25 protein-coding genes are annotated in these 24,438 nt (G+C 68.8%); 10 read left to right on the top strand and 15 right to left on the bottom strand.

Features of this window, described 5'->3' with window-relative positions; translation table 11 throughout:
• Window positions 1-360 precede the first annotated feature (360 nt).
• Window positions 361-861 (bottom strand): NUDIX domain-containing protein, encoded by a 501-nt coding sequence (locus ADK86_RS33690; protein WP_053700024.1) that lies wholly within the window; start codon window positions 859-861, stop codon window positions 361-363.
• Window positions 862-975: 114 nt separating this feature from the next.
• The gene (locus ADK86_RS33685; RefSeq protein ID WP_053700023.1) at window positions 976-1,581 is read right to left on the bottom strand and encodes a hypothetical protein; all 606 of its coding nucleotides are present in this window, start codon (window positions 1,579-1,581) and stop codon (window positions 976-978) included.
• 859 nt (window positions 1,582-2,440) lie between these two features.
• On the opposite strand from ADK86_RS33685, the gene ADK86_RS33680 reads away from it, so the two are divergent.
• Entirely contained in the window at window positions 2,441-3,406 is a 966-nt protein-coding gene (locus tag ADK86_RS33680; RefSeq protein WP_234346189.1) for a hypothetical protein, read from the top strand.
• A 258-nt stretch (window positions 3,407-3,664) separates the two neighbouring features.
• On the opposite strand, the gene ADK86_RS33675 is transcribed toward ADK86_RS33680, so the two are convergent.
• From ADK86_RS33675 to ADK86_RS33665, 3 genes are read right to left on the bottom strand one after another with little or no spacing between them, the layout of a single operon-like run.
• Window positions 3,665-4,147 (bottom strand): hypothetical protein, encoded by a 483-nt coding sequence (locus tag ADK86_RS33675; RefSeq protein ID WP_053700021.1) that lies wholly within the window; start codon window positions 4,145-4,147, stop codon window positions 3,665-3,667.
• Window positions 4,141-4,554, bottom strand: coding sequence for an ATP-binding protein (locus tag ADK86_RS33670; RefSeq protein ID WP_053700020.1), 414 nt, complete (start codon window positions 4,552-4,554; stop codon window positions 4,141-4,143). The genes ADK86_RS33675 and ADK86_RS33670 overlap by 7 nt, the downstream gene beginning before the upstream one ends.
• 8 nt (window positions 4,555-4,562) lie before the next feature.
• Window positions 4,563-4,985, bottom strand: coding sequence for a hypothetical protein (locus ADK86_RS33665; RefSeq protein ID WP_053700019.1), 423 nt, complete (start codon window positions 4,983-4,985; stop codon window positions 4,563-4,565).
• A 186-nt stretch (window positions 4,986-5,171) separates the two neighbouring features.
• Between ADK86_RS33665 and ADK86_RS33660 the strand changes: the two genes are divergently transcribed.
• The 5 genes from ADK86_RS33660 to ADK86_RS41725 all read left to right on the top strand — a co-directional run bounded on the left by ADK86_RS33660 (window position 5,172) and on the right by ADK86_RS41725 (window position 11,356).
• On the top strand, window positions 5,172-6,272 hold the full coding sequence (locus ADK86_RS33660) for a hypothetical protein (RefSeq protein ID WP_053700018.1): 1,101 nt from the start codon (window positions 5,172-5,174) through the stop codon (window positions 6,270-6,272).
• Window positions 6,273-6,285: 13 nt separating this feature from the next.
• Window positions 6,286-6,954, top strand: a complete 669-nt coding sequence (locus ADK86_RS33655; protein ID WP_053700017.1) for a YdcF family protein — start codon at window positions 6,286-6,288, stop codon at window positions 6,952-6,954.
• Window positions 6,896-7,705, top strand: coding sequence for a WbqC family protein (locus tag ADK86_RS33650; RefSeq protein WP_078952437.1), 810 nt, complete (start codon window positions 6,896-6,898; stop codon window positions 7,703-7,705). Before ADK86_RS33655 ends, ADK86_RS33650 begins: the two co-directional genes overlap by 59 nt.
• Window positions 7,706-10,050: 2,345 nt before the next feature.
• Entirely contained in the window at window positions 10,051-10,878 is an 828-nt protein-coding gene (locus ADK86_RS43500) for a hypothetical protein (protein WP_159394022.1), read from the top strand.
• Window positions 10,871-11,356 (top strand): type II toxin-antitoxin system VapC family toxin, encoded by a 486-nt coding sequence (locus tag ADK86_RS41725; protein ID WP_078952436.1) that lies wholly within the window; start codon window positions 10,871-10,873, stop codon window positions 11,354-11,356. The genes ADK86_RS43500 and ADK86_RS41725 overlap by 8 nt, the downstream gene beginning before the upstream one ends.
• 414 nt (window positions 11,357-11,770) lie before the next feature.
• On the opposite strand, the gene ADK86_RS41720 is transcribed toward ADK86_RS41725, so the two are convergent.
• The 4 genes from ADK86_RS41720 to ADK86_RS33635 all read right to left on the bottom strand — a co-directional run bounded on the left by ADK86_RS41720 (window position 11,771) and on the right by ADK86_RS33635 (window position 14,161).
• Window positions 11,771-12,625: a GIY-YIG nuclease family protein gene (locus ADK86_RS41720; RefSeq protein ID WP_078952435.1), complete on the bottom strand. Its 855-nt coding sequence runs from the start codon at window positions 12,623-12,625 to the stop codon at window positions 11,771-11,773.
• Window positions 12,626-12,895: 270 nt separating this feature from the next.
• On the bottom strand, window positions 12,896-13,285 hold the full coding sequence (locus ADK86_RS33645; RefSeq protein ID WP_053700016.1) for a hypothetical protein: 390 nt from the start codon (window positions 13,283-13,285) through the stop codon (window positions 12,896-12,898).
• Complete coding sequence (locus tag ADK86_RS33640) at window positions 13,279-13,707, bottom strand: ATP-binding protein (protein ID WP_033034027.1); 429 nt, start codon at window positions 13,705-13,707, stop codon at window positions 13,279-13,281. Before ADK86_RS33640 ends, ADK86_RS33645 begins: the two co-directional genes overlap by 7 nt.
• Before the next feature lie 46 nt (window positions 13,708-13,753).
• Window positions 13,754-14,161: an NUDIX hydrolase gene (locus ADK86_RS33635; protein ID WP_053700032.1), complete on the bottom strand. Its 408-nt coding sequence runs from the start codon at window positions 14,159-14,161 to the stop codon at window positions 13,754-13,756.
• Between the two features lie 110 nt (window positions 14,162-14,271).
• Here ADK86_RS33635 and ADK86_RS33630 point away from each other — a divergent pair, with 110 nt between their 5' ends.
• Complete coding sequence (locus ADK86_RS33630) at window positions 14,272-15,057, top strand: GntR family transcriptional regulator (protein ID WP_053700015.1); 786 nt, start codon at window positions 14,272-14,274, stop codon at window positions 15,055-15,057.
• A gap of 156 nt (window positions 15,058-15,213) precedes the next feature.
• Entirely contained in the window at window positions 15,214-15,570 is a 357-nt protein-coding gene (locus ADK86_RS33625; protein ID WP_053700014.1) for a hypothetical protein, read from the top strand.
• Between the two features lie 71 nt (window positions 15,571-15,641).
• Here ADK86_RS33625 and ADK86_RS33620 read toward each other — a convergent pair whose 3' ends face one another.
• From ADK86_RS33620 to ADK86_RS33610, 3 genes are all read right to left on the bottom strand, one after another.
• Window positions 15,642-16,709, bottom strand: a complete 1,068-nt coding sequence (locus ADK86_RS33620; RefSeq protein ID WP_053700013.1) for an MBL fold metallo-hydrolase — start codon at window positions 16,707-16,709, stop codon at window positions 15,642-15,644.
• 150 nt (window positions 16,710-16,859) lie between these two features.
• Window positions 16,860-18,074 carry an aminotransferase class I/II-fold pyridoxal phosphate-dependent enzyme gene (locus ADK86_RS33615; protein ID WP_053700012.1) on the bottom strand — a complete coding sequence of 405 codons (1,215 nt, stop codon included), beginning with the start codon at window positions 18,072-18,074 and terminating at the stop codon, window positions 16,860-16,862.
• Window positions 18,075-18,238: 164 nt separating this feature from the next.
• The gene (locus ADK86_RS33610; protein WP_053700011.1) at window positions 18,239-19,039 is read right to left on the bottom strand and encodes an ANTAR domain-containing response regulator; all 801 of its coding nucleotides are present in this window, start codon (window positions 19,037-19,039) and stop codon (window positions 18,239-18,241) included.
• Between the two features lie 183 nt (window positions 19,040-19,222).
• Here ADK86_RS33610 and ADK86_RS33605 point away from each other — a divergent pair, with 183 nt between their 5' ends.
• The gene (locus ADK86_RS33605) at window positions 19,223-20,539 is read left to right on the top strand and encodes a PAS domain-containing protein (protein WP_053700010.1); all 1,317 of its coding nucleotides are present in this window, start codon (window positions 19,223-19,225) and stop codon (window positions 20,537-20,539) included.
• Window positions 20,540-20,551: 12 nt separating this feature from the next.
• Here the strand turns inward: ADK86_RS33605 and ADK86_RS33600 are convergent, their stop codons facing one another.
• Window positions 20,552-21,316 (bottom strand): SDR family oxidoreductase, encoded by a 765-nt coding sequence (locus ADK86_RS33600; protein WP_053700009.1) that lies wholly within the window; start codon window positions 21,314-21,316, stop codon window positions 20,552-20,554.
• A gap of 169 nt (window positions 21,317-21,485) precedes the next feature.
• Window positions 21,486-22,346: a SigB/SigF/SigG family RNA polymerase sigma factor gene (locus ADK86_RS33595; RefSeq protein WP_053700008.1), complete on the bottom strand. Its 861-nt coding sequence runs from the start codon at window positions 22,344-22,346 to the stop codon at window positions 21,486-21,488.
• 331 nt (window positions 22,347-22,677) lie between these two features.
• Here ADK86_RS33595 and ADK86_RS33590 point away from each other — a divergent pair, with 331 nt between their 5' ends.
• A complete protein-coding gene (locus tag ADK86_RS33590; protein ID WP_053700031.1) occupies window positions 22,678-23,769 on the top strand; it encodes an enolase C-terminal domain-like protein in 1,092 nt (363 codons plus the stop codon).
• A gap of 168 nt (window positions 23,770-23,937) precedes the next feature.
• Here ADK86_RS33590 and ADK86_RS33585 read toward each other — a convergent pair whose 3' ends face one another.
• Window positions 23,938-24,222 carry a DUF6158 family protein gene (locus ADK86_RS33585; RefSeq protein WP_234317673.1) on the bottom strand — a complete coding sequence of 95 codons (285 nt, stop codon included), beginning with the start codon at window positions 24,220-24,222 and terminating at the stop codon, window positions 23,938-23,940.
• Window positions 24,223-24,438 lie beyond the last annotated feature (216 nt).

Raw genomic sequence — 24,438 nt, 5'->3', positions numbered from 1 at the left:
GTGGGAGGGGTGGGTGAGGGGGGTAGGTGATTCGGATGCGTGCGGCGTCCGGGCTCTGCCGTACAGGGGCAGGCGTCACCCGTTTTGTGACCCAACTCATGGGCCGCGAGTGACTCTGCCTTGGTGGCGCCAACGTCAGAACACTGAGGTTCCCGATTCGGCGCTACTCGTACGCTCAATCTCAGCTTCTCGGCTCCAGTGCGATGGTCGCTACGCGAAGAGCCATCCGCCGAAGAGACGGGCCTTCGGCTGTCAGCCGAGCCAACAGCCCGCCTCGCGCCCGTAGCTCGGCGGGCGCCCTTTAGTCACTTGGCGGGGTATCGGCTAGGAGCGCGGCTGCGGCAGGGCGGACAAGGCTGCCTAATTCCAGCCATCCAGCGACACCTGGGATCCACCAGCGAGGTACCGGTCAAGAGCGCTTGCGGTCGTGTCGACGAACTCCTCGGGGATGGCGTCCGCGTCGATCCACCGGACCTGGGCGTGCTTGTGGGGTTCGCGGTTTTCGGGTTCGCCGGTCCACTCGTGGGCGGCGAAGACGACGGTGAGGAAGCCATTGGGGGCTTCGACGCCCCAGGCGCCGTGGATGATGTGGGCGACCTTCAGCGACTCGGGCTTCACGGTCAGGCCCGTCTCCTCGTACAGCTCGCGCACCGCCGTCTCGGTGATGGGCTCGCCGGGCTCGCTCTTGCCGACGGGAAGATCCCACATGCCTTGGGCGAACTTGGCGTTCCGACTGCGCTGAAGGAGGACGACGCGATTGGTGGCCTTGTCGTGGACGATTACGGCGGCGACCAGGAGGGTCATGGAGTCGAGGGCGGGCTTGAGGGCTTTGGGCTGGGCGTCGGACATCGACTGAGCCATGGCGGTCCCTTCGTCAGCCGTGTGCCATGTATGTGCTCCGAGACCGGAGAACCTGTGGCCCGCTCGGACGACGAGACCTCTGGCCTGGTGTTCTCTGTGACCACTTCGCGGCCGTCACAACCCTGGGAGGGGATCTTGAGACCCTGAATCCACGCTCTGCTGCCACCCGTCCTCGACGCCAGCGGTGTGCACTTGGCCATCTCTCAGCTGGAACCATTGCAGCCGGGGCGGTTCTCCACAGCCATCAAACTCCAGGTAAGCGGCCTGACGGTAATGCAGCTCGCGCAGGTAGGCGCGCAGCTTAGCGAGGTCGAAGTCACGATCACGGGGCCGGGGACGCCCACGCTTGGCCTCCAGAGCGAGCAGGTTGCGCTCTTGGAAGCGGCCATGCGGGTCGTGAAGGATCAAGTCGGGGTACACGGGCCTGCGCTCCGCTGCGTCGAAGCCGTCCACGTACAGGGCTTTTCTGATCACTCCGAACCCGGGGCGACGCCACCGGTTGTATTCGACGTCCACTCGCCACTGCGCTCCCCAAGACGTGATCGCCGCCTGCAGTGCAAATGCGACGCGGGCGACGACGGCGCGCTCGTTCGCACCCTCGCTCACCAAGTCCGGCTCCCGAGTCCACACCGTGAGCAGCGCCTGCCGGAGGGCATTGCGGATCTGCTGGTCAGTGACCGGGGCTGGCGGTCCCGTCTCCGGAGCAGGGCGGTCGGCCACGTCTCACCGCTCCGGGCCGTCGCTCAAGCCGGCAGGCTCAGAGGTATACATCCCGATCACGCCGCCCAGGCTCCACGCAGCGCGAACAACATGCGCTTCGCAGAGCGATACCGATCGAGGCCATCGCGCTGTGCGAGGGCAGCTTCCAAGACGCCGGTCATCGTTCCCCTCCCTGAGAAGATCGAATGTACCGATACGCTGCCCGCCAGGTAAAGCGCCAGGTTGGTGGAACGGCTTTGGGGTGGCGCTGGTTGGGTGCAAGTGATCACGGCCCCCATAAGCTTACGGCGCGTCGGACCGGCTGTGGGTCTGCTTGGACACCCACAGGTGGACCGGCTGCGGGGAAGGCGTCCCGGTCGCCAATGACCGCCCTCGTTGATGTCAGGCGTGGATGACAAAGGGACCTCACCCATTAAAACTGGTATGTGGACACCCGCTTCAGGTTTTGGATCGAATTCTTGCCGGCCGGTACACGGCCCTGCTGCGTGGTGCTGTTCGGCCTGATCAGCGCCATGCGGCGGCCTCGTTGGTCCTGCTTCGGCCGACTGTGCTTCCCCGTCCGCTCACGCAAGCAGGGGCGCCAACGACGGGTGCCGATGGTTGAGGCTGTCAGTGGGGCTGCCTACTATCGTTGGCCGTGGTCGTATACGCGAGCCGGAATCGGGCGGACGCGTCGCCGAAGCGAGCGGCGGAGCCGACGTCCGAGTTCCTTGCGAGGGTCGCGGGACCGTTCTGGGACCAGGTCCGGGATGTGATCAACGAGTGGTGCTCGCACCTCCCGGTCCAGGCTCAGCCCGGTTTCCGCAGTCGGTTGCTGGACCGGAACTCTGACACTAACGTCTTTTCTACGTTGTGGGAGTTGTATCTGCACGAGATGCTGCTTGGTTCCGGTTGTGCCGTGGAGATCGAGCCTGGCGTAGGGACCCGCGGCAAGAACCCTGACTTTCTGGTTGCCTATGAGGGGGAAGAATTCGTCATAGAGGCGATCTGGACGGCGCAGCGCCTGGGTGAAACCGAATCCAACCCGCTCCCGCCCGGCCTGACAGACGCCATCGACGGCGTGCCGAGCCCCAACTTTTTCGTGTCGTACAAGCTCGACAGGGCCGGACCGACAATGCCGCCGCAGAAACGGTTGAAGGCCGGGCTGACGCGGTGGCTCGCGAACCTGGACCCCGACCAAGTCATAGGGGAGTACGAGCGCCAAGTGCCACTGCCCAGGCACGTATGGCAGGAGGCCGGCTGGTGCCTCACGTTCGAGGCGATTCCCCGCAGCCCTGACAAGCGAGGTGATCCAGCGAGTAGGACGATCGGCATCCACCCCGCGTCGGCTTGGCTTGGTGACGAGCCGACGCGGGTGCTCGACGCGGTCAAGAGGAAGGGCAGGAAGTACGGCGATCTGGCGTTGCCGTTCATCGTGGCGGTTGGCCAGGCGGCCTTGTTCCCCAAACCTGAGGCTACGGAGACCGCGTTGTACGGGACCTCGGTCGAGTACACCCAGTCCAGCACGCCGAACTTCGGCCGAATGCCCGACGGCTACTGGACTGCCACCTACGACCATATGCACGGCCGCGTCAGCGGCGTACTCACCGTCGCCAACCCAGCGCCCTGGACGTGGACGAAAAACACTCCTGTCCTCTGGCGAAGCCCCGACCCCAGCTCGCTCTCGGCTCCCATATTGCCCACCTGGGCAACCGCACAACTGGTCGATGCTCACGTCGAATACCGGCTACCGGATCACCCGGTCCATACCGTCCTCGGCCTGACTGAGCACTGGCCGACCGGTGACGCCTTCCCGGAGGTCACCGGAGCGATACAGGATGGCTGAGAGGCGGCGCCAACCACTTGGTCGGCGTTACTCCCGCCGGGCGGCGTGGAGGCAGCAAGCTTCGAACAAGTTGCGTGACAGCTCCTCCAGCCCTGTACGCCCCAGCTCGGCCCTCGTGAAGGTGTCCGCTGCGAACCTCCTCAGCACCATGGCACAACCCTGCCCCTAATACCGGCCCTTGAAGAGGGGCCGGAGCGAGCGTTCATTCCCTCTCGCACCGTAGCCAGAGTGGTGCATGGGGCTGGATGCGCATGATGATCAAGCAGGGTGGGTGAGGCCGAACAGAAGACGGCCCGTGGCGAGCGTGTCGTGGAGATAGGTGTCGACGTCGGTGAGGTCGGCGCTTCGCGGTAGTGGGGACAGGCCGACGGTGATCACGGCGTGGTCGTGGTGGCGGACGTGTCGGGTCCAGCCGGGGCGGACCGGTAGCCGTACGCCATAGCGGGTGCCCTCGAACCGCAGCAGCACGGTTGTGGGGCTGACCATGAGGAGCCGGGCGCCGACGTCTGGAACGTGTTCCTGCGGCGCGGCGAGGCCGCCCAGGGAGGCGGCGATGCGTTGCATACGTGCCTCGATGGCAGCTGGTGTGTCGCGGGCGGTACGTCCGGGCGGGTGGGCGAGGAGGAGGTGGGCGAGCGGAGCGTCGGCCGGGTCGAGGCCGAGCCAGGTCCAGGCGCCCAGTGCAGCCAGCAGGCCCGGGCCGGGGGCGTTGACGACGGACGGTGTGCAGGTGGTCAGCATGGCGCCTTCTCGGAGGCCGGGGCGGTGGTCTTGAAGCGGGTCCATACGGTCTTGCCGGCCGTGCCGTGCTCCGTCACGCCCCATTCGTCGCTGAGAACGCCGACCAGGTGCAGGCCGCGGCCGGTGGTGTCCTCGATGGTGGGGTGGCGTAGCTGTATGCGGCGTGGACTGGGATCACGGACTTCGACGCAGATGGCGTCGTCCTCGGCGGTCACGGTCAGGGTGAAGTCGTGGTCGGGAACCGTGCCGTGGGTGACGGCATTGGTGGCCAGCTCGGAGACGCACAGGCGAACATCGTCGGCCCGTCCGTCCAGACCCCAGGAGGTCAGTGTGCGGTCGGCGAAGCTGCGGGCCAGGCCGACGGACTCGGGGACGGCGGGGAAGGTTCTGTGTGCGGGATCGGGCATGGGGAGCCTCATGTTTCGGCGTCCAGAACGATTCCTAGGCGCGGACCACGTCCGCTGGAAGGCTTCGCTCGGCGTAGAGCTTTCATCCCGCCGCGGATCAGCAGCAGCTGTACCCCTGTCGATCCGGTGATCTGCCGCTTGCGTTCGGCCGCTATCGGCCGGGGGCCCAAGTGCGAGGGGGCAGGGAGGACGACGGCGTAGGCATCGGGCAGAGCCAGTGCGTCCAGTAGCCCGGTGAAGGCCGCGGTACGAGCGCTCGCGCCCGTACCGCGCTCGACGAAGAGCCCGCCCAGTACCAACTCGTGGCTGCGGCAGTACTCGACGAGGGCGTCCGACAGAGCTGACTGACGGGCAGGGGAGCTGCGGACAAGCCTCAGGAAGCCGTAAACGAGCGGGCCGTTCACCGGGCGGTGCTCCGTGAGGGGTTCCATGCGCGTGACCGTCCAAGGGCTTGGGGAGTGGGAAGGCACCGGGGCGGACTGCGAAATTCCGGCCGGTACTTCGAGGGTGGACCGGACCTGGCCGGTGGAAAATGACCGGCTGTTGTACTTCCGTTGCATTTACGTGCCCCCGCATACCTGCCTCGTGCTTCCATGCTGTCCGGAAGGGAGCGACGCGTGGCGACCGTGCACCACTGGACCGGGCTGGAGGCCCACGCCCTGCGCCTCGCCCTGCGGATGAGCGTGCGGGCCCTGGCCGAACACCTCGGGGTCGCAGCACGGACCGTCGCCAAGTGGGACAAGCTTCTGGCCTCCACCGAACCCCGCCCGGACACCCAGGCCATCTTGGACACCGCTCTGGCCCGCGCGGACGCCGCGGTGCACCTGCGCTTCGAAACCCTCCTGTCGGAGGCCGGCCGCCCCGGCCAGGGACCGGGGCGGCGCGTCACTGCTTCAGGACCGCGAGCCTGGGAGTACGAGTCCTGGACCGACGACCTGGACCGGGTGGTGGTCGCCCTCTCCCGCCAGAACTTCGCCTTCGCCGAGAACCTGCTCAGCCGCTGGCTGGAGCGCTTCGGGCCACCGGAACTCGACGACAAGGGCCTGTACCTCTTCGCCCGCTCCACCGCCCTGATCGGCGATCTGTACCGGGACCAAGGCGCCGTACTGGGGCCGCTCTCGGCCCAGCGCTCCTACACTGGTGCCCGCTCGCTGTTCACCCAGCTCGGCATCCCCCGCCGCATCGCGCAGCTCGACCTGTCCCTGGCGGTGGTCGCCGAGATGTCGGGCCGCCTGGAAGTGGCCGCACGCCACTACGAGTCCCTGGCCGTCGACGACCGCCTCTCCCGCCGCGACAGGGCTCGCGCCCGCCTGTGGGTGGGTACGGCACTGAGCAAGGACGGCAACCATGACTACGCGTCCCGTGTCATGATGACCGCCACCCGCGACTTCGAAGACCTGGCCGAACCCGACGACTGGTCGGTGGCCCACCAGAAGCTCGCCCTCGCCCACCGCGGCGCCGGCGATCTCACCCAGGCCCTCCACTTCATCGACATCGCCCGCCGCACCGGCACGACCGACTCACCGATGCAACGCGTACGTCTGGACACCGCCCACGGTCACATCCTGCTCTCCGACCCGGCCACCCGGAATGATGGACTACAGGTCCTCGACCGCGCCGCCAAGGTCGCCGCCCAGTACGGCATGAGCCACCAACTGGGCAGCATCGAGGGCATCCGGACCACAAGCGAGGGGGCAGACCGCCCCCGGCGACGGTGACCAGGGAGAACGAGTGACGGACAAGCAGCGGACCATCACCGAAGACCAGTGGCACAACGCGAAACTCATCTGGGACTACCACCAGATGCACCACCAGCTCAGGCCCTGCGACGTGGCCATCGGCCTGGGCAGCCACGACCTGCGCGTCGCCGCCTTCACCGCCGAGCTCTACCACGCCGGCCACTTCCCCACCCTGATCTTCACCGGCGGAAACAGCCCCAACACCGCCGCCCGCTTCCCGCGCGGCGAGGCCGTCCACTTCCGCGAGCACGCCCTGGAACTCGGCGTTCCCGACACCTCGGTCCTGATCGAGCCGAACGCCGCCAACACCGGCCAGAACATCGCCTTCTCCCGCGAGGTACTGGCCGCCGTCGGCATCGCCCCGAAGTCGGTGCTGCTGACCGCCATGCCCTACATGGAGCGACGCGCCTATGCCACCTGCCGCAAGGTCTGGCCCGAGGTGAAGGTGGTATGCGCGTCCGAACCGCTGGAGTTCGACGACTACCTCAAGGCGATCGGTGACGAGGCATTCGTCACCGACATGCTCGTCGGCGACATGCAGCGGGTGATCGAATACCCCAAGCTCGGTTTCGCCATCGAGCAGGACGTCCCGGAGGACGTACATGCCGCCTACGAGTCCCTCATCAAGGACGGCTTCGACAGCCGTCTCCTCGCCACCTGACCTGCCGCCGCCGGGCGGGCGGTGCGCGATCCACCAGCCCAACTTCTTCCCCCGGCTAACCACTCTCGCCAAGCTCTTCGCCGCCGACTACTGGATCGTCCTCGACGACGTACAGTTCGCCCGCCGCGACTACCAGCACCGAGCCCGCCTGGCGGCTCTGAACGACCCGGCACGGCGACAGTGGCTCACCCTGCCCACCCACCTTCCCAACGGCCGGTCGACCCTCATCCGCGACGCCGAGATCGTCGACCCGGCCCGGGCCCGCCGCCGTATCCGGCACACCCTCCAACACTGCTACGGAGCCAGCCCGCACTGGCCGGCCCTGAAACCAGCTCTCGATCCGGTCCTCGGCTTGATCGCCACCAGTGGAAGAACTGCTGCCGTCGCCGAAGCCTCCACACGGGCGCTCCTGGAGGTCCTCGGCTGGCCTGGCCGCCTCCTGCGCAGCAGCACCCTGCCTTCCCGATCAGGCCGGACTCAGCGTCTTGCCGACCTTGCTGTTGCCACCGGCGCGACGACGTATCTATGTGGCACAGGCGGTATGCGCTACCTGAGGACCAGACTGTTCGACACCTGTGGCATCGCAGTCACTCCGTTCCGCCCTCCACAGACGGGGGTGTGGGTGGACGGACGCGAAGTCAGCGCACTGCCCCTCCTGGCGCAACTGGGCCCTCTGTGTCTGGCCGCCGAGTTCCATGCGCTGGCGGTTGACTCGCCTGGTCCCGTCGAAGGGGCAACGGTCGCGCCGTAGTCGTCAGCGAGGACGCCTGTGTACCTCTGCGCTGGTCGGCTGGTGCGGGGCAAGCGGTTTCGTCTGAGCGCGGTGGGACGGTCTTGTGCCCGTGTCCGCGCGGGCTCGTGCGCTGGGGGCAGGGCGCTGGGCAAGCCGGTGGATGCACCAGGTGAGGGTGCGTGCCGGTGAGCGGCCGTCGTCGAGTGTGCACTGGTCGGCGGCCTGTCGTAGGAGCATGGGGGGCTGGTGTCCCCCTGTGCTGGCAGTGGCCAGGGTGTCCCAGGCAGGGTCGTCGAGGATCTGCTGGGCGTGCGCCGGAACCGTCTCGCGGACCAGGGCGACGAACCGCTCGGTCATGGGGCGGCGGGTGCACGGCGGGAGAGGGCGGCCAGAGGAGCTGCGGTGGCCTGGCCGTAGGCGGCCTGGAGGTAGAGGCGGGTCTGCTGGGCGGCGGCCTACTGGTCGTGGTGACGGAGACGGTGCCCGCGGGCAGCAGCGAGGACGACAAGAACCGCGGCGTCAAAAAAATCGCCAGGGCGGCTCCGTCCTTGGGGGCGGGTTTGCGCAGCATTGTGCCGCCGGCAGGGCTCGAACCTTTGACATCCGCTTTAGGAGTTCGGTCTGACCGCCTGTCCGCCCGTGCTGCGCGGGGCGGCCGTGGTCGTGTCAGGCCGCACGACGCCGCTGCTATCCGCTGTCGTTGATGTCAGCCATGGATGTCAACACCGGCTGGAGTCACTTGCGCCGCTTGCGTGTCTTCGCCTTGCGTTCGGCTTCCTTGTGCTTCTCGATGGTGTACGACGACCACTCGCCACGGTGCAGGTTGTATCGCGACGCACCGTCCATCGCCAGCCGCCGACACCGACTTCCCTTCCCCGTGAGCGCTCCACACCTGGACTGCGTACGAGCCACGTCTCCCACCCTCGGTCTCGACCGTTGTGCGGACCAGTGCAGGATTGCCGGGCACATGTCCTCTATGGAAGGCGCACTGCTCCGCGCAGCGGTGCACGGCAGGCCAGGGAGGTTGTTCGAGGGCGCACGCTTTCCAACTGTGGTGGTGGGCTGTGTGCAGGAGCGTTCATGGGCGGGCCCGCTCGTGGGCAGCACCCGACTCCTGGTCTCGTCTGAGCGGCCGTGAACGGGGCTGAATGAGACGGAAACTGAGACGGGTGGCCCCTCTCGCCGCCACGATCGAAGCCGGGGAATCAGCTCTGCTGCGGGAGGGGCCTTGCAGCCGTACCTTCTCTCTGCCATAGCCGTGGCTGGGACGGTCCTTGGCACAGGCTTTGGTTACCTCCTCCAACGGCGCCAAGCGAGACAGCAGAGAGCCTGGCAGGCGGCTGATCTGCGACGACAGGAAACGCTCGCCCTGGTCCAATCGACCACATCATCTCTGGAACAGCGTGAAGCAGCCTTGTGGATCGAACGAAGGGCGCTCTACGTTCGGTACCTCTCTGTTGCAGACGACTGGGTCCGGGTCCTGCGGGACTTGCGAGATGCTGGCGGCCTGGAAGGAGTCTCCAACGGGCCGATCCGTGGTTCAGAGGACGCCCGGCGAGCCTCCCCACTGGCAGCAGCAGCGTTGGACGCCTCGGTGGCTTTCGCCAAGATCGACCTTGAGATGACTATCTTGGCCGGTACCCCTGTGCTCTCGGCGATCGACTCCTTCCGCCCGGCGTTGTACTCAGCTGCACGTGTTGCCTTGACGGGGGGAGATGAGCTGGGAGGCGTATCCGCCAAGAGAGGTGATCTTGTGCAAGCGATGCGCTATGAGTTGACGACCTCATACGTGGGCGACAGGCATGCTCGCCCTAGTACCGACCCGGCCGGCGATTCCACAAGCTGATCAGTACCGACGCAGAGGCTCGAATCTGATGGTGCGCACTCAGCTTGGGAAGCTCGGATTTTCAAGCGGCAGGTGCTGCTTGACCTGCGGCGAGGCTGCGGGGACGCCCTGGTTGCACGTATGACCAGTCCCCGCTGTTCCCCGCGATTCTCGGCACGATCTGGCACGCCTCTGGCACGGTGCTGATCCATGGAGCTTGGCATGCCCGTCTACTGATCTCCTGTTCCGCTGACCAACGGGACAGGAGAAGTTCACGGCTCTGCCCAGCTCAGAAGCCGTACCAAGTACGCTCCGCCAGCACGTGAGGCAGCTCGAACAGAAGCAACGCTTGGCGTGCCGCACTGCCATGCTGGGTACTAACTGATCGTGTAACGATTAAGTCACTCCCGTGACCAAAGGTGGAGTGCTGCGGATCAAAGCTCCGTAGCGTCGACCACCTGGTAAGTGGCAGCACGTACAGCGCGTCTGTCGCACCCTGGTGCGACGATGGGACTAGACGCAGGAGAGGGGTGTAGCCGTGACCACTGCTGTCCGTGACGATAGCGCTCTTGAGGTGCGCATCGCCTCCACGTCATCTCGCCTCGACCTCAAGACCTATACACAGATTCTTGGTGAGGTGAGGTTGTCTCTTGAAGAGGTCGACCGGACTGCCCTGCCAGTGCGTAGCCCACGACTTCGTTGGGCGATTCAAGATATGAAGATGGAAAGGGACGTACGGATTGTCCTTGTCCCGGCCGTGGTGCCTGCCAAACGATCTCCGCAGTCCATTGCGACCCCACTGAATGGTTTCGTCGATGGTGTGGAATTGCTTACCGAGTCGCCGAAGATTCCACCATTCTTCAGCGAGCGAACCGTTGCCCGCGTGGGGCACATCGGAAAGCATATCGGGCAAGGCGGAATTGGGCAGGTCGCGGTCACCAGCTTGAGCGGCGATCATCACACAGCCGTTGTTGATGAAGGTACCGTAAGTAACGCTACGCAAGCCATTCTTCCAGCTAAGAGCGCTTTCTCTAGCGTTACGGGGACGCTAGACGTTCTGAGTCACAACAGGGGAAGTGCACCTAGGGCCCTTATCCGTGATCCCCGAACCCGCCACGCAGTTCGCGTGGTCGCTCATAGTGATCACAGTGAGGTACTGCGAAATGCGTGGGGTCGCCGTGTGATTGCTTCTGGCGTCCTGCAAAGGAACACGGAAGGGCAGGCTGTTTCTTTGCAGATGACAGACCTTGAAGTGCTTCCTGATCGCCGGAGTCCCGTGGACCCGGCCGAGATCCTTGGCATCAATCCTCGGATAACGGGTGACCTCAGCACGGCTGAATATCTGAGGCAGGTGAGAAGTGACTGAACCTTTGGTATACGTTGATGCGGATATTTTCCTCAACGTCATAAAGAAGGAAAAAGGCTTGTGGCCTAATTCCTACAAGGTTCTACGGGCTGCCCACAGAGGAGATATTCAGATAGTTGCCTCTACCTTGCTATTGGTCGAATTAAACGGCAGAAAAGGTGACGTCGATCCGGATGAGCGAGACCGCGTCGTGGAAGAATACTTGGAGCGTCTTGAAATACAGTGGGTCGAGGTTGACATGCTGATTGCCAGGGAGGTACGTCAGCTCGCCGCAGATTACAGACTCAGGGGTCCGGATGCCACCCACCTAGCAACAGCTATCCGAATGAAGGCCGACTATTTCGTTTCTAGGGATAAGGCGTTCCCGTATGGAGAAACAGTCGGAATAACGCACATCACGGCTCCCCGGGAGCTGTGGAATCCGACCACGGATGACATAGAGATTGATGCCTTGGCCGCTGCCGAGATTGGCGCCTGAAGATCGTAAGAGGCGCCCGACCCCTCAGCGTAGATGTCAAATGTGATCGGTCGATGGAATTTTGTCTGGTGCCCTGGGCAGGATTCGAACTGCGACGCCCGCTTTACGGAGAGAGGCGGGGCAGCGGGGCCGCTGACCTACGGCTTCGATACCTTATGTGGCGGCCCGAAACTCGACCGCTTGACACCCCTGTTGGCCCTGGCTGATCCCTGCATCTGGCACGGCAGTGACGAACCTCAGCCGACGACAGTCAGCCACGACGGCGGGTGCGCTGACCGAGCACGCACGCGTGTGCCTCGCTGCACCCCCACCGGCCTCGGCCACGCTACTGACTTGTGTCGTCGACGAGAACCAGTCACGACGACGGGACCGTGGCGGCGAGACATTGGGCAGTGACTGCTGCAGGACGCTGGCTCAACCGTCGATGATTTCGGCGCCGCCTTCGGTTCCCCTATCGGCGATTCCATTCTTAGCCAGAACTTTTCGCCACTCTTCTTCAGGCCCCATCATGTCGTATTTAACGCCGACGATATTCCATCCTAGGCGATTTGGCGGCTCCAGCTTACGATCTTCCCAAAGATGAGCCACATAGTCGGATGCTTCGGGAGTCAGGATTTCCAATCCTGTCATGATCATCGAATACGGGTCTAGCTCAAGAAAAAACTCGAAATTCTCTTTTGCGGAATAGTGGACTGGGCAAAAGGATCCACCCTCGCATTGGCAAACATCGTGGTGTCGTGCCCGATCTTCCATGCACCTGTCGCGTTCGCTACCGATCACTGCCAGGTCGAAAATATTCTCGTATGCCGCAAGCTTTCTATGGTCCGGCTGGATGATCCATTTGATGAGGCATAGGTCGGGATATTGCACGAACTTCAACGCCACTAGGTCACGCCGCAGCCATCGGCGCATTCGGATTTCCATGGCGGGTAGGGCATCTATTTCTACCGCCTCAACTACTTCGTTTACTTGATAGTGAGCACAGACTTTCTGAACGTGTCGAATTGCCTCGCGGGTTGGGATTCTGAAGAACTCGCGTTGCGCGTTCACGCGGTGAATGTGAAGCAGGGAGTGCAGCTCTTTTTCTGCGGCTCTGGCGTCGCTTACGACCTGATCGTAGATCACTTCATACTCGATCGGCACTCCGGTTGCCCGGGAGATCTCTCTGGCGCGCTCTGTGGACTCTCTGTGTGTGCGGCCGATCTTCAGTACTCCAGGGATGAGGGAATTTGCGAGAATGTAAATTACCCCACGGGTACTCTCGGTCAAGTGCTCTCCTGGCGATTATGGGTCACCCTTCTGGCTTTGCGTGGCCAGGTTACTGCCAGCCACTGACAGCAGGGATCACCTAGCGCGGAGCCGGCCGCCCCAGCCAGGACGTACCTCTTCTCTGGCAACAGGCGGCGGGTTGCTGTGCGCGCGGCACGGGCGCCGGCCGGGCCGAGCGGGGCGGAGACATGAGCGTGGCCCGGTCGGGGGCCGGGTCGCGCGCGGCGAGCGTGAGCGAGCCGCTCTTGAACCAGTAGAGAAAGTTGTAACTCAGGCTGGCGGGAGGGGCTTGAAGTCTTCTGTGCAGGCGGGGAGTACGGTGCCCTGCCGGTGGACGAGAGGAAGGAAGATCACCGGGCGGATCGTCCAGGTGATGCGGGTGGTGGCCTGGGTGACGGTCACCGTGTAGGGCTGTCGGCGGAGCAGGGCTGCCCTGGCCTTCAGTCGTCCTTCGCAGAGCCAGGTCCAGGCTTCGTGTGAGGCTTCCGGGGAGAGGGCCGGCGTGATGGTGCGCAGGGCGACCGCTACCCACCTGTCGGCCTGACGGGCCGAGTAGGCGTCGAAGGAGGCGTGCAGGGCCGGCCTCTCGGTCGGGTCCGCGAGGTCCTGGGTCCAGCATTCGCACCAGTAGCCGCAGCGGGGCTTGCCGGTCTTCAGCATGGGTGGGCTCCTGGTCGGCTGCTCGTGAAGAGTTCTGCGGTGACGGTGTGGGCGCCCTGACTGCTGTGGACCACCACTCGGTGAGCGATCGCGTTGACCATGCCGAGCCCGCGGCCGTGCTCGGCCTCCTCGTCCTGGTCCTCGACCTTCGGGATCGTGCCTGCGCCGCCGTCGTCGGTGACCGACAGGGCGATGACCTGCGGGGTAACCGCGAGGGACAGATGGAAGCTGCCGGAGTCCCGCCCGCTGGCGGTGTGCAAGATCGCGTTCGAGCTCAGCTCGCTCACGATCAGCTCGGCGTCCTCGGCCAGCGGGGAATCACGCAGTATGTCGCGGGTCCACCGGCGGGCCCGGCTCACCTCTTCCGGGGAACCTGGGCAACTGAGCCCCCAGACCTGGACTCTACTCGTATACTCGTGCATACAAGTTCCTTCGTGCTGGTAGGCCGCCATGTGCAGCGGGTTCGGGCTAGACGAGTTTCACGCCGTCGTGGGCGCGGACGGCCGGCGGGGTCATGGCATCGAGCGCGTCCAGGACGCGGATCGCGTACGCCTCGTCGGCGAGTTCGGTGACTTCTTCGCGGGTGGCCCATCGCAGCGCGCGGGTTTCGTCCCCGGTGGTGGGGGTGCCGTCGGCGGCCCGGCAGCGGAAGACCAGAGAAACGATCAGGCCCGTCATGTTCTTGTAGACACCGGTCAAGGTCGCCGGAAGCTCGATCTTGACGCCGGTTTCTTCGAGCACTTCGCGCTGAAGGGCTTCCGGGATGGTTTCCTCGCGTTCGAGGACTCCGCCCGGCGGTTCCCAGTGACCGTTGTCGCGCCGCTTGATCAGGAGAGCCCGGCCCTGGTCGTCAACGATGACTCCGGCGACGCTCACGGAGTGCGGACGGTCGGTGCTCACGTTCCTCGGCCCCTTCGGATGGCTAGGCTCTCCACCGTAGCAATAGCACTCGCCCACTCGTCTAGATACCTAAAGGAGTAGTCCACGTGACGTCTCTTCCGAGCGTTCTTGGCGCTCTCGACCCCACGAGTGATCGTGCGGTCTTCCGGCAGATCGCCGATCAGCTTCGCGAGGCCATCGACCGTGGCCGGTTCAGGGAGGGGGAGAAGCTGCCCTCGGAAGCTGAGCTGGTGGAGCACTACGGGGTTTCCCGTATGACGGTGCGGAACTCCTTCTCGGTCCTTCAGGGGGAGGGCCTGGTCCATGCCGAGCACGGCAAGGGCGTGTTCGTCCGGCCGCGCCCGCCCGTGCGGCGCCTCGCCTCCGACCGGTTCGCCCGGCGCCACCGCGAGCAGGGGAAGTCGGCGTTCATCGTGGAGGCCGATGCCGTCGGCAGTCACCCGAAGGTGGATGGTCTGGAGGTCAAGGAGGAGAAGGCCAGTCAGGACATCTCCGCCCGGCTCGGCTCCGTGCGGCGCGTGCTCGCCCGGCGGCGCCGCTACCTGCTCGACGGCCGGCCGGTCGAGTTCGCCACCTCCTACCTGCCGCTCGACATCGCCCGCGGCACCCAGATCGCCGAACCCAACCCCGGCCCCGGCGGCATCTACGCCCGGCTGGAAGAACTGGGCCACCACCTTGACCACTTCGAGGAAGAGATCCGCGCCCGGATGCCCTCACCTGCCGAGGTCAAGACGCTGCAACTGGCGTCCGGCGTCCCGGTGATCCACCTGATCCGCACGGCTTACGACACGGAGAAGCGGGCCGTGGAGGTCTGCGACACGGTGATGGCGGCGGACGCGTACGTCCTCTCCTATCAGCTCCCGGCTACCTGACCGGCGGTGCGCGAGGCCACTTCTTCGGACTCGTACACCCCGGCACGCATACTCGTATAGACGAGTGGGCAAGTTGTGTGGCAAGGTGGTCCCCGTTCCCGGAAGAGCCGGGCGCGAAGACTGCAACTTGTCTAGACGAGTAGATGGGAAGAAGCCTTGCGCACCATCCGTGTGGAGACCTCGGCCGCGACGATCCTGCTGACCGAGGCGCCCGAGCCCAAGGTCCGCGACCGCAAGACGGGCGAGATCGCCAAGGACGCCAACAACGGCGAAGCGCTGATGACGATCGGCGTCGTCTACATCGAGGAAGGGGAGTCGTCCCTGATCAAGGTCACCGTTCCGGAGAGCGGTGCCTCCGAGGGCCTGGCGCTCGGCGCCCCGGTCTCCCTGCCCGGCCTGGTGGCCCGGCCGTGGGAGTCGGTGTTCAACGGCCAGCAGCGGCACGGCATCGCCTACCGGGCCGCCGCCGTCACTCCGGCCGCCTTCCCGGCCGCCATGGGGGACGCGGCCTGATGACCGACCTGGCGACGCTTCTGGAGAGCGGATGTCACCAGCTTTCCGCCCTCGCCGTACGAGACCAGCCCTCACCCCTCCCCCTCCCCCAACACCCGCGACCCCCCAACCGCCAGATCCCACAAATCCTCCCGCGGGCGCCCGGTGGCCTCCCAAGCTGCGCGGACGCGGCGCAGCGGGTCCAAGGGGGCCTCGGCGGACAGCAGGAATGTGGACCAGTGCATGGGGGCCATCGCCCGGGCGCCCAGGTCGTGGCAGGCGCGGACTGCCTCCTCGGGGTCGGTGTGTACCGGGCGCAGCATCCAGCGTGGGTCGTAGGCGCCGATCGGCAGCAGTGCCAGGTCGATGTCCGGGTAGCGGCTGCCGATCTCCTCGAACCAGTGGCCGTAGCCGGTGTCGCCCGCGAAGTACACCCGCCGCCCGTCCGGTGCGGTCAGGACCCAGCCGCCCCACAGGGAGCGGCAGGTGTCGGTCAGGGTGCGCTTGCTCCAGTGGTGGGCGGGCACGAAGTCGAAGCGGACCGGGCCCGCGGGGCCGGGCAGTTCGACGGCCTCCCACCAGTCCAGGTCGGTGACGTGGGTGAAGCGGCGCCGGCGGGCCCAGCGGGCCAGTCCGGCGGGCAGCAGGAGCGGGGTGTGCGGCGGGAGCTGCTTGAGGGTGGGCAGGTCGAGGTGGTCGTAGTGGTTGTGGCTGATGACGACCGCGTCGACGGGCGGCAGGTCCTGCCAGCGGACGCCGACCGGGGTGACGCGGGGCGGGGTGCCGAGGATCTTGCGGGACCACACGGGGTCGGTGAGCACGGTCAGGCCGCCGACGCGCAGCACCCAGCTGGCGTGTCCCGCCCAGGTGACGGCGATGTCCCGGGGGCCGGGCTCGGGCAGCGGGCCCGGTTCGAAGGGGAGTTCCGGGATGTCCAGGAGTGCCTGGGCGGAGGGCCGCAGCTTGCCCTCGCGGGCGATGCGGGCCAGCGCGCGGACGCCGGGCAGCGGCGCGGTGAGGCGGTCGGTGAAGTCGCGGGGCCACCGGCGGACCTCGCGGAGCGGGCGGAGCGCCGGGGACTCGGGGTGCGGGCCGGCCGGGTGCGGGGCGCCGGCGGTCGGGAGAGGCTCGGTGAGGGAACGTTCGGTCTGTTCGGTCATCGAGGGGCTCCATTCGGTGGGCGTGACCGGTCGTGGTGCCGGTCGCGGGCGAGAGCCGGGGCGGCCGGGAAGGCGGGGCCGGAAGGGGCGTACGGGCGGTACGCGGCAGGGCCGGGAGAGGCGTACGGGCGGTACGCGGCGGGCCCGGCGCTACGAGGGGCCGGTGTCCGTGAGCGACGCGAGCGTGGCGGACAGCGCGCTCAACGCCTCGGCGACATGCGGCAGTCGCAGCGGGTCGGTGGCGTCGAGGAGCTGCTGCCGGCGTCCGGCGTCGGGCCCGAGCAGCGCGTCGGTGCTCAGCCGTACGCGCAGCGCCCGGTGGTCGTCGCCGAAGCGGTGTCCGCCGCGCGCCGCCCAGGGCGCGAGCGCGCCTTCCAGGTCGGCCGGGCCGGTGATGCCCTTGCCGGCCAGCACGGGGCGCAGCGGGTCGAAGTCGGCGTACAGATGGCTGCCCGCGTGCGGGGGGCGGCAGACGGCGCCGCACACGGTGAGGGCGTGGTGCAGTGCTCCGGCGAGCGTGCCGTGCGTGCGGGCCGCGGCGGCGGTGCGGGCGCGTACGGCCTCCGGTTCGGCGAGCGCCCGCGTGACGGCGGAGGCGACCGGGCCGGCCACCGGGGTGCGCAGCGCCGCCAGCCGGTCCAGCGTCGCGGCGCGCAGCCGGGCGGCGCGCCCGGTGTCCGGGAACCGGGCCAGCGCGGCGGGCCAGGAGGCCGGCGCGAGGGTGGCCCGCAGGTCGGTCAGGACGACGACATCGTCCGGCAGCATCTCGGCCGGGCTCAGGACGACCGTGTCGTGCGGGTCGTGCAGCAGGTCGCGGCCGGTCTCGTCGCTGACGATCCACAGCCCCTCCGCCGCGGCCGCCTCGCACACCTCGTGCACCAGCTCGGGCGGCGGGCAGGTACCGCTGGGGTCGTCGGCGACCGACACCAGCAGGACCCGCGGTCCCTCGCCGGCCGCCCGGGCCCGGCGTACGGCCTCCAGCAGCGCGAACGCGTCCGGCACGCCGCCGGATTCGGCCGGTACGGGGATGCGGTGCACCTGTCTGCCGAGCAGCCCGGCGCCCGGCGCGTACCACTCGGCGCAGGGGCGCGGCAGCAGCACGTCGCCGCCGGCCGCGGCGAGCAGGGCGAGGAGCAGGGCGGGCGCGCCCGGCGCGGCGAGCACCCGCTCCGGCGCGGTCGCCAGGCCCCGGCGGCTCCAGTAGTCGCAGGCGGCGGCGCGCAGCGGCCGGGACCCGCCGGGCGGCTCGGGTTCCGTACGGTCCGCCGCGGCGGTGAGGTGCGCGGCGAGTTCCGGGAGGACCGGCAGCCCCGCCGGGGGATCCGGCTCCGGGGCCGGATCCGGATCCAGGGCCGTCCGCTGCATCCGTACCTCCACACTCCACGGCGGGTCGATCGTGGGCCCATCACATGAGTGCGGGCCCCGACCACCTTTGCAGATCGCGGGGGCCGGGAGGCGGGGCGACACGTCACCGGTCGGCTGAGAGCCGGTGCGCGGGCGGGTGGGGCGGGGAGCGGTACGGTCGCGGGCTACCGTCCGTGGCCGGTGCCCGGTGCGGGGGTACGGCCGGGCTCGGCCCCGTCGCGTGCCGCCGTGGCGCGGCCGGTGTCCCGCGGCCGGTCGCCCAGGCACCGCAGCTCCGACTCCAGCCCGTGTCCGCGGGTGCGGACCAGGGCGCCGGCGAGGTCGGACAGTTTGCGGTTGGTGCGCTGCGACAGGCGGCGCAGCGTGTCGAAGGCGGTGTCCGGGTCGCACCCCAGCACGTACATGAGGATGCCGCATGCCTGGTCGACCACCGGCCGGGTGCGCAGGGCGGTGTCGAGCTGGTCCACCTCGGCGAGGGCCTCGCGGTAGCGGCGCTCCCGGGCCAGCCCGGTGGCGGCCAGCTCGCCGAGCACGTCGGTGGCCGTACAGCCCTTCTCGACCTTCAGGCCGGGGCGGAAACCGTAGACGGTGATGGTGAGGGTGATGCCGTCCCGGCGGTACGGGAGGGTGGCGCTGGAGCGTACCCCCGCCTGGAGTGCCATGGCCCGGTACTCCGGCCAGCGGCGCTCGTGCAGCAGGTCGTCGGCGCCGGTGGCCCGGCCACTGTCCAGGGCCGTGGGGATGGGCCCTTCGCCGGACTCCCACTGGACACTGACCAGGGCGGACAGATCGGGGTGGGTCACCGCGGTGGGGGCCTCGGAAGTGTCCTCGCCGGTGCTCACCGTGGCGGCGGCGCCGCAGCTGTCGGGGGTGCACCAGGCGGCCTGCTCGGCGAGGTGCGCCAGGCTACGGGCGGGCGCACCCTCGTCGAGGTCGGACGCCCCGGCCTCGAAGAGCGTGCGCATAGGCGTCGTTGCGTCCACTGTGGGTCAGTCCCTTCGGGTGCGTGGGCCGCAACGGATCGGCTGCCCGGTGCGGGCGGGCGAAAACGCCGGAATCCCGTCGAGTTCCGGTGACGGAGCCGCGGTGTCCGGACGGCTTGGTCCGCGCGGGGTACGGTCCGGGGGCGCACCGGCTAGCGTGAGGGCATGGCCGAGGGCGAGCGCGTGACGGCGGAACTCACCGATTTCCGCAGACGGGTCGACGAGCTGCGCGCCGCCCGCGCCCTGCCCTCCACGGAGCGGCTGTCCGTCCTGGACGCCGCCCTGCTGGAGCTCCAGCACGTGGTCGACGTGCTCCTGCCGCGCCTGGAGCGGGGCCTGCCCGGGGAGCGCGACAACGGCGCCCGGCGCGCCGCCGACGAACAGCAGCTGCTGCGGGCGCTGTTCCAGCGGATGCCGTACGCGGTCGCGCTGCTGGGCCCGGACACGGTGATACGGCGGCTGAACTTCGCGGGGACCCGGCTGTTCGGCATGCGCGCCGGCTATGCGGCGGGCCGCCCGCTGACCGCCTCGCTCGCCCCCGAGGAGCGGGCCGCCTTCCGCTCCCAGGTGGCGGCGGTCTCCCGCAACGAGGGCGACCGCAGCCTGGTGGTGCGGCTGCTGCCGCCGCCGGACGGGGCGCGGCGGGAGGGCGAGTCGCTGCGCGCGACGATGACGGCGCTGCGGCCCCGCGGCGAGACGGGCACGTCCGTGCTCACGGTCTTCCTCACCGGCCCGGAGGCGCTGGCGGCGGACCGGGGCGGCCGGAGCGGGCGCGGCGGCGCCGGCCGCGCGACGATGCCGCCGGGCCTGGCCGAGCTGACCCGCACCACGGAGCTGATGGACCTCCTGGACGACATGACCATGACGCTCCTGGAGGCGCCGCGGGACCCCATCGCGATACTGGACCAGGCATGCCGGGTGCTGCGCGGCCGGTTCGCCGACTGGGTGACGGCCGATCTGGTCACCCGCGGCGGCGGCCCGTTGGTGCGCGTGGCGGCGTACGGGGGCGCCGGTCCGGACGCTCCGTACGACGGGGACGGCGCGTACGACGGCGAGGACGCCGCCGGTGAGGGCGCGGCACCGGATGCCCCGGCGGACCGGCACGGCGCCACGGCCCCGTCCGGCCGGCCGGACGCGCCCGCCGCACAGGACCCGGACGGCACGGACGCCTTGCGGGCCACCCTGGCCTCCCAGCTGCCCGGGAACTGCCCGGTCGTCGTCGAGGCGGCCCGCGCGGGCAACGCCCATCTCCAGGTGCGCCCGGAGGACCTGGGGGTGTTCGGCCACGACGCGGACGGGGTGCCGATCCTCGCCCGCGCCGGGGTGACCTCGCTGCTGTGCGTACCGCTGCGGGCGCGGTCGGGGCCCGTGCGCGGTGTGCTGACGCTGCTGCGCACGGGCGGACGGCGGGCGTTCAGCATGGCCGAGGCGGGCACCGTCGACCGGATGGCCCGTCATCTGGGGCGGGCGCTGCACCCCTGAGCGAGGGGCGGTTCAGCGGGTGGTGTAGCCGCCGTTGAGGAAGATCGTCTGGCCGTTGGCCCACCAGCCGTCGGTCAGCAGGTGCCGCACCCACGGCACGATGTCCTCGATCTTGGTGAGGTCGCCGTTCATCGCCGAGGACTTGTGGAACGCGATGGAGTCCTCGTCCTCGGCCGGATAGAAGAACGGGGTGTCCATCGGCCCCGGCGCGAGGGTGTTGACGGAGATGTTGCGGCCGAACAGCTCCTTGGACAGGGCGCGGGTGAAGTGCTCGACCGGCGCCTTGCTGCCCGCGTAGACGGAGTACAGGCCGGTGTAGGCGGCGAGCAGCGAGGTGACGATCGTGATGATCTTGCCGCCGTCCTCGACGCGGCGGGCCGCCTCGCGCATGACGAAGAACGCGGCCTTGGAGTTGACCGCGAACATCCGGTCGTACTCCTCCTCCGTGATCTCCGTGACCGGCTTCTTCAGCACCATGCCCGCGGTGTTGACACTGTGGTCGATCTTGCCGAAGCGGCTGCCGACCTCGTCGAAGGCCCGCTCCACCTCCGCCACGCGGGTCAGGTCGGCCTGGAGGGCGAACGCCTCTCCGGGGCCCGCGTTGATCCGCTCGACGACCTCCTCGGCCTGTGCCCGGGAGGAGTCGCTGTTGTAGTGCACCGCCACCCTGGCGCCCTCGGCACCGAGCGTGGTGCCGATGAGGGCGCCGAGGTTGCGGGACGCGCCTCCGACGAAGGCGACCTTGCCGTCGAGCGTCATGTCCGGGGTGCTGCCCATCACCGTCTCCTTGCACGTGAGCGCCGCGGGGTACTGCAAGGAGCTTGAACACCGCGGCGGCTTCCGCAACGGTCCGCGCGCGGATTCACCCGTACGCCGCGGGCCGCTCACGAGGAGCGGCCCGCGGAGAAGGCCGGGGCCCTTGCGGAGGGCCCCGGCAGCGGAACGGCTACGCCGCCCGGCCCGCCACCTGGTCGCACAGGCGGGTGCAGGTGCGGTTGATGAGGCGGGAGACGTGCATCTGGGAGATGCCGAGCCGGTCGGCGATCCGGCTCTGCGTCATGTCGCAGAAGAACCGCAGGTAGAGGATCTGCCGCTCGCGTTCGGGGAGCATCCGCAGCTTGGGGCGGATCGCTTCGCGGTCGACGACGAGGTCGAAGCCGGGCTCCGGGCCGCCGAGGGTGTCCACGAGCGCGTACCCGTCGTCGGCGCCCGGCAGTTCGGCGTCCAGGGAGAGCGTCGAGTAGCTCTCCAGGGCCTCCATGCCGATCAGCACCTCCTCCAGCGTCATGCCGGTGTGCCGGGCGATGTCCCGGGCCGGGGGGCGGTGGTCGTCGGGCGCGTGGGTGAGTTCGATGGTGGCCGTACGGACGCGGTTGCGCAGTTCCTGGACGCGGCGGGGCACGTGCAGGCCCCACATGTGGTCGCGGAAGTGCCGCTTGACCTCGCCGACGATGGTCGGCACGGCGAAGCTCTCGAAGGCGCAGCCGCGGTCGGGGTCGTACCGGTCGACGGCCTTGACCAGGCCGAGCGCCGCGACCTGCGTCAGGTCCTCGGTGGTCTCCCCGCGGTTGCGGAACTGCCGCGCGAGGCGTTCGGCCATCGGGATCCAGGCGCAGACGATGCTCTGGCGCAGTGCGTCCCGCTCCGGCCCGTCGGGCAGCGCCATCAGCCTGCGGAAGTCGGCGCCGGTGTCCGGCGCGTCGTCGTGCGGGTGCTTGTTCTGGGGGGTGCGGCGCGCGCCGCCCGGGCACTCGGTGTGCCGGCCGCGCGAGGCGCCCTGGCGTAAGGGTGTGCGTACAGAGGGCATGGTCTCGGCTCCCTGATCGGTGGACGGGGGTCCTTCCGTGGGAGCGCAGCCGGAGAGCACGCTCGCAGGGCGAATTCGCTCCCACGGGCGTGCCTCCGGTCCGAAGCACACCGGTCGCGTGCCCGGAGCCGGTGCCGGTAAACGCCCGGGGCGCCGAATCCACCGGGTCGGGCGCCCGGTCCGGAGGTTTCCGGCCCCGGGGCCCGGTAACCCGTGCGGGACGGCCGCTGACACCCGGTCACGGTCCGGCCCGCGGCGCCGGAACGGCAGGAGCGGCAGGCGTGTGCGCCGGACCCGGGTCCGTACCGAGACGGAAGGAGCCACCCCCGCCATGAACGTCGAGCGGCTGGACGTCACCGCCTACACCGTCCCCACCGACGCGCCCGAAGCCGACGGCACCCTCGCGTGGGACACCACCACCGTCATCGTCGTCGAGGCCCGCTCCGGCACGACCACCGGCCTCGGCTGGACCTACGCCGCCGCCGACACCGGCTCGGTCGTCCGCGACCTGCTCACCCGGCCGGTCCTGGGCCGCAGCGCGCTGGACGTGCAGGGCGCGTACGAGGCGATGAGCCGGACGGTGCGCAACGCGGGCCGTCCCGGCCTGGTGGCGTGCGCGCTGTCCGCGGTGGACATCGCCCTGTGGGACCTCAAGGCGCGGCTGCTGGAGCTGCCGCTGCTGCATCTGATCGGCGCGGTGCGCGACGTGGTGCCGGTCTACGGGTCGGGCGGGTTCACCACGTACCACGACACCCATCTGGCGACCCAGCTGAACGGCTGGGTGCACGGCCAGGGCATCGAACGGGTCAAGATCAAGATCGGTGAGGAGTGGGGCCGGGCCGTCGAGCGCGACGTGACCCGTGTGCGCCACGCCCGTACGGCCATCGGCCCGCACGCCGAGCTGTACGTGGACGCCAACGGCGCCTACACCCGCAAGCAGGCCGTCCGGATCGGCCAGGTCCTCGCCGACCAGGGCGTGGGCTGGTTCGAGGAGCCGGTGTCCTCCGACGACCTGGAGGGCCTGCGGGTGGTCAGGGACCTGGTGGTGTGCGATGTGGCGGCCGGTGAGTACGGCTACGACCTGCCGTACTTCGCCCGGATGGCGCCGGTCGTGGACTGCCTCCAGATCGACGCGACCCGCTGCGGCGGACTGACGGTCTGGCTGCGTGCCGCGGCCCTCGCCGAGGCCCACGGCCTGGAGGTCTCCGCGCACTGCGCCCCGCACGCGCACGCCCACCCGGCCGCGTGCGTGCCGAACTTCCGGCACATCGAGTGGTTCCACGACCATGTGCGCATCGAGTCGATGTTCTTCGACGGCGGCCTCGACCCGTCGGGCGGCACCGTACGCCCCGGCGCGAACCGCCTCCCGGGCCACGGCCTGCGGTTCCGCCACGAGGAGGCGACGCCGTACCGGGTGCTGTGAGGAGCGGGCGGCGGGCGGACGGGGAACCGGGCGCGGGACCCCACATCCCGCGCCCGGACTCTCCCCACCATCCCTTTTCCCGTGCCCCGCTGTGCCCCGCGGTCTTCTCCCTGACCGCTCGGCCGGGGCCCGGGTACCAAGGGCCGCTCGCGGTCAAACATCCCCGGGTCAGGAGCCGGCGCGGGCGCGGGCGCCGGAGCGGGTGCGGCCGGAGGCGACCCAGCGGCGCGGATGGCGGCGCAGGTACTCGCCTTCCAGTTCCGCCATGCGCGCGTTGTGGGTGGCGAGCGCGTCGCCGGAGCCGTGCAGCAGTGTGTCGTGCCGGGTGCGGTGGATGGTCTCCAGCTCGCGCAGCAGCTGCTGTTCGTCGAGGCGCGCGGGCGGGACTCCGGGCGTTGCGGTCAGGTTCTGCGCGGGCCGCACAACGTCCGCGGGTGTGTCGTGAGACGGCATCGGGGCTTCTCCCTCCGTGTCGGGTGCCTCCGTTCGGGTACCCGGCGGCTCAACCACCCGGACACGTCCGGCGGCAGGCCCGGCCCGAGCCCCGGAGGCGGACATGGAACCAGACTTCCTCACCCCACTCACTACCAGGACGGGCCCCGGCTCCGCGGGCCGTTCCGGCACCTGGGGCCATCCGGTCCGCCCGGTCGCCTCCTTCGATCGTACGGG

It is taken from the genome of Streptomyces sp. NRRL F-5755, assembly GCF_001279365.1.
GTDB lineage: Bacteria > Actinomycetota > Actinomycetes > Streptomycetales > Streptomycetaceae > Streptomyces > Streptomyces rimosus.
Note: the sequence above shows the minus strand (reverse complement) of the source record. Positions and strands in the feature narration are given on the sequence as shown.

Excerpts from the sequence above, each read along its gene's own strand:
- ADK86_RS33670 (WP_053700020.1), bottom strand. The coding sequence starts at position 4,554 with ATGCCCGATCCCGCACACAGAACCTTCCCCGCCGTCCCCGAGTCCGTC.
- ADK86_RS33615 (WP_053700012.1), bottom strand. The coding sequence starts at position 18,074 with ATGCAGCGGACGGCCCTGGATCCGGATCCGGCCCCGGAGCCGGATCCC.
- ADK86_RS33665 (WP_053700019.1), bottom strand. The coding sequence starts at position 4,985 with ATGGAACCCCTCACGGAGCACCGCCCGGTGAACGGCCCGCTCGTTTAC.
- ADK86_RS33690 (WP_053700024.1), bottom strand. The coding sequence starts at position 861 with ATGGCTCAGTCGATGTCCGACGCCCAGCCCAAAGCCCTCAAGCCCGCC.
- ADK86_RS33610 (WP_053700011.1), bottom strand. The coding sequence starts at position 19,039 with ATGCGCACGCTCTTCGAGGCCGGGGCGTCCGACCTCGACGAGGGTGCG.
- ADK86_RS33650 (WP_078952437.1), top strand. The coding sequence starts at position 6,896 with ATGCCGCCTACGAGTCCCTCATCAAGGACGGCTTCGACAGCCGTCTCC.
- ADK86_RS33640 (WP_033034027.1), bottom strand. The coding sequence starts at position 13,707 with ATGCACGAGTATACGAGTAGAGTCCAGGTCTGGGGGCTCAGTTGCCCA.
- ADK86_RS33590 (WP_053700031.1), top strand. The coding sequence starts at position 22,678 with ATGAACGTCGAGCGGCTGGACGTCACCGCCTACACCGTCCCCACCGAC.
- ADK86_RS33645 (WP_053700016.1), bottom strand. The coding sequence starts at position 13,285 with ATGCTGAAGACCGGCAAGCCCCGCTGCGGCTACTGGTGCGAATGCTGG.
- ADK86_RS33585 (WP_234317673.1), bottom strand. The coding sequence starts at position 24,222 with ATGCCGTCTCACGACACACCCGCGGACGTTGTGCGGCCCGCGCAGAAC.
- ADK86_RS33605 (WP_053700010.1), top strand. The coding sequence starts at position 19,223 with ATGGCCGAGGGCGAGCGCGTGACGGCGGAACTCACCGATTTCCGCAGA.
- ADK86_RS33595 (WP_053700008.1), bottom strand. The coding sequence starts at position 22,346 with ATGCCCTCTGTACGCACACCCTTACGCCAGGGCGCCTCGCGCGGCCGG.
- ADK86_RS33675 (WP_053700021.1), bottom strand. The coding sequence starts at position 4,147 with ATGCTGACCACCTGCACACCGTCCGTCGTCAACGCCCCCGGCCCGGGC.
- ADK86_RS33620 (WP_053700013.1), bottom strand. The coding sequence starts at position 16,709 with ATGACCGAACAGACCGAACGTTCCCTCACCGAGCCTCTCCCGACCGCC.
- ADK86_RS33600 (WP_053700009.1), bottom strand. The coding sequence starts at position 21,316 with ATGGGCAGCACCCCGGACATGACGCTCGACGGCAAGGTCGCCTTCGTC.